Origin of the sequence: Alkalihalobacillus trypoxylicola (assembly GCF_001590785.1) — a bacterium.
Taxonomy (GTDB): Bacteria; Bacillota; Bacilli; order Bacillales; family Bacillaceae_D; genus Alkalihalobacillus; species Alkalihalobacillus trypoxylicola.
Window position 1 is genome coordinate 49,741 of record NZ_LTAO01000039.1, and the last position, 13,224, is coordinate 62,964.

General features: G+C 34.1%; 15 protein-coding genes. All 15 read right to left on the reverse strand.

Annotation, left to right across the window (positions count from 1 at the left end):
* Positions 1 to 10: 10 nt before the first annotated feature.
* Positions 11 to 265, reverse strand: a complete 255-nt coding sequence (locus AZF04_RS19365) for an EsaB/YukD family protein (RefSeq protein ID WP_061950201.1) — start codon at positions 263 to 265, stop codon at positions 11 to 13.
* A 10-nt stretch (positions 266 to 275) separates the two neighbouring features.
* Complete coding sequence (gene essA / locus AZF04_RS19370; protein ID WP_061950202.1) at positions 276 to 782, reverse strand: type VII secretion protein EssA; 507 nt, start codon at positions 780 to 782, stop codon at positions 276 to 278.
* Complete coding sequence (gene esaA, locus AZF04_RS19375; protein WP_061950203.1) at positions 757 to 4,302, reverse strand: type VII secretion protein EsaA; 3,546 nt, start codon at positions 4,300 to 4,302, stop codon at positions 757 to 759. The genes essA and esaA overlap by 26 nt, the downstream gene beginning before the upstream one ends.
* Before the next feature lie 190 nt (positions 4,303 to 4,492).
* A complete protein-coding gene (locus AZF04_RS19380; protein WP_045483517.1) occupies positions 4,493 to 4,786 on the reverse strand; it encodes a WXG100 family type VII secretion target in 294 nt (97 codons plus the stop codon).
* 420 nt (positions 4,787 to 5,206) lie between these two features.
* Positions 5,207 to 5,584, reverse strand: coding sequence for a hypothetical protein (locus AZF04_RS19385; protein ID WP_061950204.1), 378 nt, complete (start codon positions 5,582 to 5,584; stop codon positions 5,207 to 5,209).
* A 393-nt stretch (positions 5,585 to 5,977) separates the two neighbouring features.
* Entirely contained in the window at positions 5,978 to 6,775 is a 798-nt protein-coding gene (locus tag AZF04_RS19390) for an alpha/beta hydrolase (protein WP_061950205.1), read from the reverse strand.
* Between the two features lie 186 nt (positions 6,776 to 6,961).
* Positions 6,962 to 7,567 (reverse strand): TetR/AcrR family transcriptional regulator, encoded by a 606-nt coding sequence (locus AZF04_RS19395; RefSeq protein WP_061950206.1) that lies wholly within the window; start codon positions 7,565 to 7,567, stop codon positions 6,962 to 6,964.
* A gap of 69 nt (positions 7,568 to 7,636) precedes the next feature.
* A complete protein-coding gene (locus AZF04_RS21320) occupies positions 7,637 to 7,780 on the reverse strand; it encodes a hypothetical protein (RefSeq protein ID WP_156479535.1) in 144 nt (47 codons plus the stop codon).
* Positions 7,781 to 8,245: 465 nt separating this feature from the next.
* Positions 8,246 to 8,791, reverse strand: a complete 546-nt coding sequence (locus tag AZF04_RS19400; RefSeq protein WP_061950207.1) for a T6SS immunity protein Tdi1 domain-containing protein — start codon at positions 8,789 to 8,791, stop codon at positions 8,246 to 8,248.
* A 19-nt stretch (positions 8,792 to 8,810) separates the two neighbouring features.
* The gene (locus tag AZF04_RS21700) at positions 8,811 to 10,661 is read right to left on the reverse strand and encodes a polymorphic toxin type 15 domain-containing protein (protein WP_235600038.1); all 1,851 of its coding nucleotides are present in this window, start codon (positions 10,659 to 10,661) and stop codon (positions 8,811 to 8,813) included.
* A complete protein-coding gene (locus AZF04_RS19410; RefSeq protein WP_045483549.1) occupies positions 10,662 to 10,991 on the reverse strand; it encodes a hypothetical protein in 330 nt (109 codons plus the stop codon).
* Positions 10,988 to 11,695 (reverse strand): DUF5081 family protein, encoded by a 708-nt coding sequence (locus tag AZF04_RS19415; RefSeq protein ID WP_061950208.1) that lies wholly within the window; start codon positions 11,693 to 11,695, stop codon positions 10,988 to 10,990. The genes AZF04_RS19410 and AZF04_RS19415 overlap by 4 nt, the downstream gene beginning before the upstream one ends.
* Complete coding sequence (locus tag AZF04_RS19420) at positions 11,689 to 11,994, reverse strand: WXG100 family type VII secretion target (RefSeq protein ID WP_061950209.1); 306 nt, start codon at positions 11,992 to 11,994, stop codon at positions 11,689 to 11,691. The genes AZF04_RS19415 and AZF04_RS19420 overlap by 7 nt, the downstream gene beginning before the upstream one ends.
* Before the next feature lie 15 nt (positions 11,995 to 12,009).
* Positions 12,010 to 12,360, reverse strand: a complete 351-nt coding sequence (locus tag AZF04_RS19425) for a hypothetical protein (protein WP_061950210.1) — start codon at positions 12,358 to 12,360, stop codon at positions 12,010 to 12,012.
* 342 nt (positions 12,361 to 12,702) lie between these two features.
* On the reverse strand, positions 12,703 to 13,068 hold the full coding sequence (locus tag AZF04_RS21325; RefSeq protein WP_061950211.1) for a hypothetical protein: 366 nt from the start codon (positions 13,066 to 13,068) through the stop codon (positions 12,703 to 12,705).
* Positions 13,069 to 13,224: the final 156 nt, after the last annotated feature.

The following is a 13,224-nucleotide window of genomic DNA, read 5'->3' on the forward strand; positions in this document are numbered from 1 at the left end:
TCTGTTACATTTATAAAACGACGAGAACATCTCCATCTGTTACGGGGTAATCTTTTAGATGGTCATCATCAGTTATTAATAAATTCTTGGTTACAACCTTAATTGAGCATTTCGAGTTGCTATTCTCAATATTTAGCGTATCAGTTACATTTAATATTAATTGCTTAACCGTTAGTTGAGTAGGAATTCTAAGGTCATAAACCTTTCCACCTTCTACTCTTTGGCTAAAATCAATGGTTACATTAATATGAGTATTGTTTACCATCTTTTAACTCCTAATCTAGCATTCTTCTCATCATTAAATAAAGACCAGCGCCTAAAAAACAAGCTACTGCTGATAATGCTATTAAAATAACATTACTCGACATCGAGCCTCCCTCTTCTTCTTCTTGGGAGCTTCTAGATGCAACTGCCGTATATTCTTCTGAAAATAGAGATTCTCTTACCTGTTGGATAGCTAAATTATGCTCTGGCTTTTCTTCAGTAAATAAGGACTGCTGCAATTTAAGTAATTGATCTTCATTTTCTTCCATTTTACGGTCAATTTGTTGCTCTGTTTCTTCCTTAAACAAAGAAGGAAAACGTCTTTCTAACTCTGTTTGTATATATTCCGTTCCTTTATCTCTATCTCTGTTTACTCGGTCGATTTGCCATTGGAGACTACCTCGTTGATTAGACTCATCATTTTCATTACTATCCTCTGCTGATACTGCCATTGGCAGCATCAGCAAAATGATAGTGATTCCAAGCATTAATTTAACTGGCTTCAGCTCGGTTTTCATTACCTAAATCTTCCTCTCTCTTTGAACGAATCAGAACAAAAAGGTTCGTAAAAACTCCTATTACAATTAATACAATGAGTATTAAACTAGCAGCAAATAAACTAGCTGTTCCTTGTACCATATCCGAAAGCAACGATTCTACATACTGTAGAGGTGAGAAACGCTCAATAGCAGAAAGTCCTCTTACACCTACACCTAATGCATCTGTAAAGAATAAGTACATACTCAGTACAACTAATAGAATAAACATACCTATCATCTTCATTTGTCTTAGTAAATAAGTAGAAAGAAGTAGCATGCTTGTAACAAGTAAAACCATCACCATCGTTAATTGCAGCATATTCAAATCACTAATTGGTAAGTAATAGCTTGATACGATTCCTATAACTATACCTTCAAGAATACCTATTCCAGCCGTAATGAGAGTTATAGGTGTATTTCGACCCACTATCGATTTTTCAGCTGCAAACTGGTCGGCACTTAACCTTTTTTGATGAATGGTTGAAATCACATAAGCCGTAAACAGTACAACTATCGAACAAATTAGGACTAAGAAATATGGAGTAAAGGCATTACTAGATGTAATCGTTCCTTGATTACTCGTTCTGACAGGATTAGAAAGAAAATCATATAAATTTTCATTCTGTCTGTCACCAATCCGACTATTATCAAACACATTAGCAAAATTATCGGCAAAAGCTTGATCTTCAAACAACTTGTTTGTTAAATCAATCGACAATGTTTCAGCTTCAGTAACAATGCTTTCACCACTCTGTTGAATACTGTCAGCTTGCTCATCGATCGTTTCAAATGTTTGATAAACTGTTTCAGCCGAATTGAGATTACTTTGCGCCTGATCAGCTAATGATTGACTAGACATCATTAATGGTTGGAACTCACTTCCTAAATTCAGCATAGCTGCTTGTTCCTCGTCCGCGCTTGCTTGAATATCACCCTGTGCTTCTAACAGCTGAACCGTTTCTTCTCTCCACCTTGCTACATCCTCTAAGGTTTGATTTAAGCTCTCATTTAGTACAGAGGCTTGTTGAGAAGTAGCGGCAATTTTTTCTGCCAGCTGATCCATTCCATCATTTGCTTGAACAATTTGCTGACGATATTGGTCAATTTGTTGTTCAAAGGCTGTTAACGGTCTTGCAATTTCCTCCGTTATGCTTGCCACGATTTGATTCGTAATATAATCGGTTAATAATCCAGAAATTTCTTTAACATTAAAAAGGTTATATAAAGAATCTTCTCTTTGCTCACCTATTTGTTTTAATGTTCTCTCTTCCAAAAACCCTAGTAATCTATGATGGCTCATGTTTAAACCAAAATAGCTTTCATACGAGGAAAGAAGCTGTTGATAGGAGCTAATCGTATTAGCCACTGTATTAATTAATGTTCTTGTCGTATTATCTAAGTTTTCAATAGGAGAAAGAATTTCATGAGATATCTGATTATTAATGACGACAACTCGCTCTGGTTCTGGCTCTTCTTCCTCTTCCTCCTGTTCGTCTTCCTCTTCTTCTCTTGGAGGTAATTCGGAGTTGTTATCATCTGAGTCACCTTCTCCATTTCCAGGCTTACCTGGACTTGGATTCTGACCATTTTCACCTTCTGAACCATTTTCGCCATCTTCATTAGGATCAGAACCATTCTCATCTTCATCGACAACATCTTCTACAGGGTTACCATTCTCTGGTTCAGTGCCATTATCGGCTTCATTTTCATTTTCTGGCTCTTGATTATCTTCTGGATCTTCTGATTGTTCAGCAGTCGTATTGGATACTAATAGTGGTGTAACTCCTTGATATGCATATTCATCAGGCTCATCGACATTTGTCAAATCTTCCTGCTTTAAGTTCCAACCCCATTTGATAGGCTTATATATATCATCAAGCTCTTGATCGTTCTTTAATCTCAATGTGACATTAACGGTCATTTTTCCTTTTTCATTCGTTGGCAGTAAAATTTCATTATTGCGTAAATAAGTAAACGTATAATTACCTTCATCATGGCCCGGTAATTGAATACCTAAATAACGAAGTTCATATTTATCAGGAATATTTAAAGTGAAAATCTGACCGTCTTTTTCATTTTTCGGTAATCTGACTGTATCACTAACGCTCAATCCATTACCTCTTAAATGATTAACTAAACGATTGATTTCTTCTCCAAGCACAGGGTCGCCATTTTCAGGACGAATATACTCAAACTCACTGTTATACTTTTCTGTTACCGCAATAACATTCAGGATTTCTCTCACTGTTCTTTCAGGGAGACCATAGCCTGTGAAATCATCAGGATTTAAAGAAGGGAGCTGTTTAATTTGTTCATTAATTCTTCCTCTTACCGTTTGATCTGGATTTTCAAACAAAGAATTAATACTTAATTGCTCATCATTTTCAAATGCATCCTCCAAAATAGCCGTTAGTCTATTACGAATATTACCACTTAAGCTATCAGGCTCTTCTGGATTTAATATATTTTGTACTCTACTTTGCATTTGCTCTACCTGCTGCAAAGACGAGCGTAAGTGATTTCTTAAATCAACCGCATGACTTACAATATTTCGTTCTTGATTAGCGGTGCTTAAAAAAGCTACACTGTTTCTTTGATTATTAGCTTGCATCCCTTGGAACTGTTCATTTATTTGACTGTTAGCCGTTTGTAAATTTTGCAGCTGGCGCTCAACGTCACCCGAGACCAGCCCTTGATAAAATTGATTAAATGAATCTTGAAATGAATAAATATTTGTATTATTGCTTTCTTTCAGTTGTGATGCGTCTTCTAAGCTAGATAAATAGTTTTGGTCAAGCTCTGTGTTTTCAACTAGCTGATTTTCGTAGGATTCCATCAATTCTTCGAATCCACCAAAGCTATCTTTTGATAATTGAGTATTGTCCTTTATATAACCAAATTGATCTGTATAGCCTGCTAATGGCTGATAAATGCTTTCATTGTATGTATTCGTGTATACAGATTGTTGAGCTATAATTTCAGAGATATTATCTTGAGCATCCTGTAAATTACCAATGACACTCGCAAAGTATACGTCAATAATTCGACGATTAAAGTCATTTAGAATATTACTAGCTGTTTTCTCAGCCTCTTCTTTCACTCTGACATTCTCAGAAGCATTTATTTTATATTCAAGTATTACTTGTTCAGGATTTTCAGAATCAATAGATAAAGCTTTATCTGAAAAATCATTAGGAATGACAACCATCATATCGTATGTATTGTTCTGGATTCCGCTTTCTGCGACTCCACGACTTACTACATACCAATCATGATTATTATTACGATTTATACTTTGTACAAAGGCTTCACCAAAAGCCAACGGAGTGCCGTTAAACTCAGCTCCTTGATCCTCATTAACTAGAGCTACAGACATCGTTTGTACTTCAGCTGGCTCTGCAGTATCCGTCTCTTGATTTAAAGCAAGATAAGATAAACCAGATGCTAGCGCAATAATTAACACTAAGAAAACTAACCATCTTTTATCAAATGTTTTCATTTTTCCTTCAACCCCTGCTAATTCAATCTTAAAATAACATTTATGAGCAAAGCTATAACCAATACCGAAATGATGGTAATACTTACAGTCATTAAGCGAGCTACATAACATTTGTCATGTAGCTCAACTTCGACATTCATTCACGATTACTAACTAGTTTAGATAACGTGGCTATGTCTATACCTTTTACTTATCTTAAACCAAAATTACGCGATAACGCTTCATCTTGTTGAGCAACCGCTTCTGCTGTTTTCGTTAACTGGTTCTCAATTTCGAGCATTAGTTGTGAGAAATCTCTAACCTTAGGCTCTAATTCTCTGAACTGGTCGTCAAAGCGTTCAAAAGCGCGACCTTCCCACTCGCCTCTTAGTTCATTTTGAAGATTTGTTAAATCTCTAAGAATTTGGTCAATTTGCTGAGAGCTTTGACCATATCTTTTTGCTTTCGATTGCAGTTGTTCAGGGGTCATTCTAATTTGTGACATGAAATCATCTCCTCAAAAATATAATTTTAGACACCTTTTAGCAGGAATTTGATTGAATCAATTGTTCCTTCATCTACAAATGCTAAGGGAACAGGTAAAAAAATGTCAACGTACAATGGAATATTTTCCAATAATTGATAATTAAGCCCTAAATATTGAGATAATTTCCATCAAAAAACGTTGTTAGTCGGGAAAATCAAACAGGGTTGTTCGGTTCTTTTTACCTAGATACTATTAATCAACCAGAAACCTATCAAAATGATATCCATTCCATTCGTTTAAAACTTTTTGCTTTACATTATTTAGTAAATTTTGTGAAGCTGTTAATTTGATACCCTATTAAAAACCAAATAAAACCAAAATTTTGTATTTTTTTCTGTCTTTTTTTGAAAATATTTTAACTTTCCGAAAAATTGCTTTCTAGCCTTGAGATTCTTGGACTATTGAAAACCATCCCTTACCACCAAAAACTATCGTACAGACTATTAGCGCTAACGCTAAAACTAATAGAATGGGTTGACTCGTAAAACTGCCTGCAAATAGGAAAATAAACGAAACAAAGAATAATAAAATAGCCATCATATTTGTTTTTACTTCAATCGTCTGACCATCCGTTACACTTTTTTCTGGACTGCCAAAAAACCATTGATTTACTTTAACCTTCATTTCCTTACTTTTAGCATCTACTTGGTAAACTTCGTTATTTTTTAATTTAGTCACAAGCTGCCCATCTACTTTTAAATCTATTTTTGAGCCCATCCCAATCATGCCTGTTCTTCTTTTTATTGTAACCGCCATAAATCCTCCCTCATTTCATCTTTTTTATTTATTATTATTTCCTCATTCAACCGTTAAGCATTTCGTCTCTTGTTATAATTTTACAAACACATAGTGTTTACTCTAAAAATAATTGAAAATTATGTCAAACCTTTATACGTATATTTCTATAAATTGAATAGGAAGTCCTAAGGGGATGGAGCGAAAATTTCAATATAAAGTACAGTGTTCCTATATTATAATTAGTAAAATCGAACCTTTTTTTCCGTCTTAAGAATCAGCATCCTTTACGCTTTTAAATATAGATTCTATAATAAGACAAAAAAAGAGCCTTTTGAACAAAACCAATGTTCATAGACTCTTTTCCTTCTATTAAAGTTTTTCAAGGTCTTCATTTACAAAATTCATGACAATTTACGAATTCTCCAATACAGGTGTCATTGCCCACTGCAATCCTTTTTCTATATATTCATTCCAAAAATCCCAATTGTGATCACCTTTCGTTTCATGATAGGTGACATCTATATTTTTATTTTTTAGATACTCATAGAACATATGATTCACATCTAGTAAAAAATCTTCTGTACCGCAGGCGATAAATAATTGTGGAATGACACATTCGTTATTCATTAAATGCTCAACAATTGCTTCAGGGTCTTTATCACTTCCTAACAGCTGAGTGAGATCTCCAAACACCCTTCTATAATAGCCATACTTCGCTATTCCATTATCAAAATCCTTATCGATGTTATGTATTTTGTATGTGATTAAAGCAGAGGACAGTGCTATGATCCGTCCAAAGGTATCATGATATTTTAGTCCATTACGAATCGCACCATACCCTCCCATTGACAATCCCCCAATGAAGGTATCCTCTCTATTCGAAGATAAAGGAAACAGCTGCCGCGTATAATTCACAAGCTCTTTCCCTACATATTGCGCATACATGACTTCCATTTCTTCATCATCTAAATAAAAGTGGTTTTCACCCGCCGGCATAAATACCGCTATATTGTATTTATAGGCTAATTCCCTAATTCTACTATTACTAAGCCAATCAGTATAACCACCATGGTAACCATGAAGTAGGTAAAGAGATTTAAGTGGTAGGGTATTCGTTTTACCATCCGCTGGTTCCAGTGGAATAATCGCTTGGAAGGGAACCTCTCTATTCATCGCTTTCGAAAAAAAGTTTACAGTAATTAAAGCCATATCGATCACCTCGTAAATCATTCTAATAGATTTTTATTAAATAAATGAATTGGGTGAAGCATCATAACAAGAACAAGCTGTAAATACTATCTTAATAAAGATTCGTCATTATTATCACTTAACCTGCTTTTCATTCAAAATAAAAAGACCATAAACGATTATCATGATCTTCCAAAACGCAACTATTCACTTATGCAATCCTTTTTTTAATAAAACCATTTCTTTTGAAAATTCCTTTATTGCTTTTTCAATCGAAAGATCGAGCGAATACTTTTCAATGACACTCCTAATTAATACAGAGCCTAAAATTTTGATAATATATTTATATTCATCTTCATTTTCCATATTTAAATTTCGTTTGTTTATCATCTGATTCAGTTCATTCATCTGTTTATCGGTATCATACCAATGGAAACTACGTTCGAATTCATGCTCAATTCGATGATCCATATTTAAAAATATATTTTTCATAAAATGAAGATTTTGGTCCTGTTCAGTGATTAAATACTCAAACAAATCTGATATGGTTTTAAAAATATCTCCTTCATTCTTTTGAATGAGTTCTACCATCCGTTCTCTATTTTCTTGTATTTTTATATTGAGAAGATAAAAAAAAGCATCACTCTTATCCTCAAAATATTGGTAAAAGCTTCCTCTCGGAATTTGAGCAGCATTTACAATATTTGAAATAGAGGCTTTTGCTAAAGGCACTCTAGAAAATTCCTCTTTAGCAGCATGAATTAATTTATCTTGTTTATCATCTGGTAAGTTAAAAAACGTAACTTTAGGCAAATAGGTTCTCTCCTTAAATAGCTACCTTCGAATTCCAAATCTTCAATACCTAATAATCAAAGTTATTCTTTATCTTCTTATAGTATGTAACAATTTGACAGCGCTCTCATACGAAACTTGGTTCTCGATTAAATATAGTGGTTTTTTACAAATCGATGCATCTACTCCTTGTGCTTGAAGAAGCTTAACGATCTCACTTATTTGCTTTACCAAAATCAGACCACTCCTTTTCATGACACTCTGTCATCTTATATTCTTATAATAAATGACACAATGTCATCAGTCAATTGTTGTGACAACATGTCATAAATTTTACATATTATTTCTAAATCGCTTTAAATCTCTCAATCTAAGTTTATGTAAATAACCAAGCATTCAACTTTTCTATGACATTATTCTGTCACCCTACTTTTATAGTAACCATTTAAAAGAAGATTGAAACTCCTTATTTCTAAATCTTTATGAACATTTCTATGCGTTCTCCCCATAATCCTTCCTTAATCTTACAATTCTTATTGGAAAGTTTTTTCTTAGCTCTTATGAAAAAGCACCTATAGTCTATAAGACAATAGATGCTTAATTATCAATAAAGTTGTCAACTTTCCAAAATCAAAAACACCTGTTGCCTAATGAGACAATCAAGTGCTTATAGTTAATGTTGTAACATACTCCCTAATATTACTGAACTGGTCCCATAAATTCAGTAATAATAAGAATATGTTCCTTCAGTTTGACTTTTTTTAGATTCTCTACTTTTTCTGCTCCACCTAAACCTAATAGAGGGGTGTATCCAAAACACTCGTCATAGTTAGGGGCACTGTATTTACTAATCGCTTCTGGATAAGGCTGCCACATTAATTCATCGTTCATAAAGTCATTATCTTTTAAGTCATCAAAAAAGAATTCAAAACCGGAAGAAACAACATTAACATAACCTTTCCTAAAGTTTAATAAATTTACATACTTATCTTTTTCCATTACTATAATATCACCCATTGAGGTTGTAAAAATAGGAATTGCCTGCTCATACCTTAGATAACTTATCTCTAAAATATCTAAATAATCGTCTGGATTTATAATTTTTAAAAAGTCATTTGCGAAAGTACCAAATCCATATTTTTTCCATGTTTCTATTAATTCTTCAGGAAGTTTATCTTTATATTTTAAAATAACATCTTCATCAACTGTTTCATGTTTTTTAAAATCGCTTAATATAGTGTCCAATTATCATACCTTCCTTTCATTAGTGAGTTAATTTTACATTTAAATAAGTATTCTTTAACTGATCAGGTGACATATTCTTCGCAATTTCCCTAATTTGCTCATCAACAACATCAATTCTATATTTCCATTGTGAGCCTATCGAAGAATTTACTCTTTTATCACCCATACCTCCAATAATGTCTGCTCTTCCTCCAGCTATTTGATCTGGATTATGAAGTGCTGCTTTTGTTTCCAGCCATTCTGAAGCTTTCTTTGTCGCATCTGCTCTGGAAAGTCCTTGTTTTCGCAGTTCAGCAATTTTATCTTTAAGAGCTTCTTGTCTAGCCATTTTTTGAGCTGCATTTCCTTCTATTGCTCTACCTTCAGCAATATATCTGTCCCTATTTTTCAAATACTCGTCAACCGTTAATTCATTCATACCTTTTTCTTGGTCTTTTAATTGTCTTGTAAACTCTTTAGAATCATGTTTATCTTTTCTTTTAAAATTAATTTCAACTTCTTTTATTCTTGGTATATCATCCAAATGATTTACATTACCCCTACCCTTACCAAGCGAAGCTCCTTCAACTGGGGCTGAGCTTCCTGATGGGCTGGTGAGACTTTGCTTTGGTGGTAGTTTGGCATTTAGAAAGTCATCTGCTGCCGTAACTGGTTTGACGTTTCGACTTGTAGTGACTTGAACACTTCCCATGTCCGTTGCAAATGACGGGGATAAAATTAAATCCTTCAATCTATAGTAATTCACTTTTCCAGTGGTCAGCTTGGAATCAACGCCTCTTCCAAAGGCAAGAATGTCATCTATGACCTTGTTGTGGGCTAGTATCGCTTGCTCATTTAGAACCTTTTTAGCGCTGTTTAGTCGTGCGGTTGTTTGAGCAGACGCTGTACGAACCATCTCATCGACTCGTTTAACGGCTTGTTGAGTTACCCCTTTGGTTTGATTGACGATTGATTTTGTTTGATTGGTTATTGATTGAATTGGCGTCGAGTTAATGAGCTTTGTACCCGTTCGAGTCGTCCCACTAAATCGTTTTAGAGCAGCTCCTGCTGGGATGATATCAATTGGGGCAAGCAGGCCTCGAAGCCAGCGTTCTCCTGTGTCAAGCTCTCGTTGTGATATCAAATCTTTCCCTACAATAGCGTTTGTTAATTCATAACTACCATATATTGCACCTAAAGTCAATCCAGCTGGAGGGCAAATTAGCGCTACACCGACAATGACAACTAATGCCCCTATACTAACCCAAAACTCCTTCGTAAGTTGAGTATCCTTAATCGAGGTATATTCAAAAGCGTTCATATTAACAGCTGCTAGTTGATAGTCTTCATAAGCTAATTCTTGGTCAGGATTTAATTCCTGCCACTGTTCAAATTCTAATCTCATCTGATCGCTATAAAAGTTGTCACCCGTAAATAGGTCACTTAATGTCACTTCTTCTTTTTCTCGCTCGAAATTCTCCGTCATTCCATAGCCATAGTGAAGTGTTTCGACAACGGTTGCATTGATTCGATTTGTCGTACTGTAGTTAGAAATCGAGGAATCTCGCATCTTTGCTACAAATTCATCAAAATCCTTATGAAACGGCTGGTCGATCGTTTGATCAACGATTCCGCCCACTCTCTTAGTGAAGTTCTCCAAAACTCTAAAATCCTCAAATAAAGCATCATAATCATGATCACGATTCGTATGATAAAAGGAGATGACTCCATCTGAATCGTATTTTGAAATATTCCTTGCTGCTTTGTCTAAATTTTTAGAGAGACTTTTCAGCTCGTCGATCATTCCTTTTCCCCATACACCTAAACCTATAAGGTTACGAATTCCTTTTCTTGCTTTATCCCAATCATCTTCTCGATATTTAACATCCAATTATATCAACCCCATTGCCTCAAATATTTGTTTAGCAATGGCTTCATCAGTCTCAATCATCGTATTTAAGGTGTCTATTACAAGAGTAGAGGCTCGAACATAATTATCATATAAGTCATTAAATTTTTCATTAGCATCTACATATGCGGTAGCCATTGCACCTTCTGCTCTTCCTGCTTCATAAAACTTTGTGCTTGCTAGCTTCTCTATTGAAGGCCGTGTATTTGTTTCTAATTCACTAATAATATCCAACAATTGATTATAAATCGATGTGATTTCGTCCGGTTTAATCGTAATTCCACTCGTTGCACCACTTCCAGAAACAATCATACTACTGTACCCTCCTTGTAAGGAAAATCTAACTCATCAAATAATATCTTCAAAAACCAATATTGACTCGCGTGATAATATTCTTTTTGAACCGTATCAACCATCATTAGCTTTTCATCCTTCTCAAAAATAAGCCACTGCTGATAATACTCTGGGTTTGTGGCCTCCTTTTTTGATTCATTTAATTGAAACCTTTCAAAATTAATGGACTGATCGCTCGGTTGAAAGGATTGAATGCTCTTTTTCTCTTCAGATGTTAGCTCCTTCTTAAGGAAACCCTTTTCTGACTCATCTGGTTCTCTTAAAATTAAAGGTAATTTATCAGAAAGCATTTTTAAAATAATAGGCTTTGCGACAACATGTAACTTATAAGCCTTCTGCTCTTCCATTTCTGCTAAGATGATTAACTCTTCCGCCTTTTCATCTCGAAAGGCAAACATTAAATGATTGATTCTCACAAACTTTTTACTAGAATAATATTCTTTTAAAACGGAAATAATCACTGCCCCATTTTTGGTTAATTTACCTTCCGTTGATAAAATTCCTTTTCCTATTAACCTGTGATGAGCCTCTTCAAAAATAGCGCTTCCTTTGAGCTGATAGGTTTGCTTATCTGGAATGCCAAATAAAGTATTCCCTTTAAAGGCTGCGGCCATTAGGTATAGCTCGGGTACGTTAAATGTATCATTAGAAGTCGTTACCATAGATTTTTCACTTCTCTTACTGTCGCATCATTTTGGAAGTCATTCTTATGCTTCTCGATATTATTTAATGCTTTCGTTTGTAGAGCAGCTGTTTCTTTTAAATCTTGATGATATTGGATAATAATTTCTAAATACGTTACAAAGCTATCTCTCGCACTACCTTTCCATGAAGACGATTGGACATAAGATAAAAGAGTTTTGCTTTGATTATAGGTCGTATCGATAGATGATTTTAATTTAGTCGCTGCCGCCTTTGCCTCTTGTACTCGGTGATCATGGATTATGACATCTTTAGACATTCGATCACTCCTTCTTTATTTGTTCTTTTCAGCTTCTCTTATCGCGAGATTTTTATAGTGAAGGTATCGATTATATGCTCGATTCTCAGCGATTGTTAAATCACTTCTTTTATTTTTTTCCCGTTGAATATATTGAGAGGCCTTCGCCTCCAATGATTCCTTTGCTTGATAAAATTCCTTTGAAGGAAGCTTCTGAATAGATAAAAATGGCATGGAACTTAAATAAGAGGAATAATCATTCTCTGCTTCAGTTATTCTTCGGTCCAATTCGGACTTTGAATTTTGTAATCGCCGATACAGCTCTAAATAATCATCTCTTTTAATTTCTGTGTCTGTTTTAAACCAATTCGAAAAAAAACTAATCATCTTGCTCTCCTTTCTTCACTTCCGACATCCTTATTTTCATTTCTACTTCCAACAGCCAACAAATTATAAGTTTACAAATTATACATTAAATACCATAATAGTACCTAATTCTCTACTACCATTCAATAAGAATCTAAGATTGTGAATATACACACAAGTCTTTTATACTTGTTTTAAATAGACCTACAATACTTTACTGGTTCATTTTTAGCTTTTATGTCTAAAAGTGTAGTTTTTAACTATTCTCCATGTGTTTTTACTAAGTAAAATGGATTCATTCGTAAAATGTTTAATTACGATTATCTTTTAGTAAGAGGTTTAAATACTTTATTAAGAAAAAACTTATCTAAAAAAGAGCTTTCTATGTTTTAAAAATAGGATATTAGGGTATGGGTATTTACTACTACTAAAATAATAGGTGATGCGTATGTTAACGGCTGCGGAAATATACTTAATTGAAAGAGATTTAGACTTTTTAATGAAAATGAGAGAAGAACTGACTTCTTCTACCTTTGCTTTTTCACCCATATTAGACCAACAGATAAGTGAGCTGTATTCTGTTCTATTGAATAACAAGCCTTTTAATGTAGGATAAGAAGTTTGTTTGATGAGATTGATTTTTACAACCTCATACTCTCTGCCCATTGCTTTTGCGATGCTTTTTGTCGTGCCTCTTAAAAAAAGTATTCGTGTACCTAGTTTCTTCATTATTTAATACCCCTTTTATTGATGAATAATCTTCCAATTTTTAAGTAAAATAATAAATGCCTTCAGATTTTCTATCATTCATATTACTTGCAATCCCTTTTTCGTTAGTTAACTATAGAGATAACATGTACAAATACAGTGTTCATCGAAATTTTG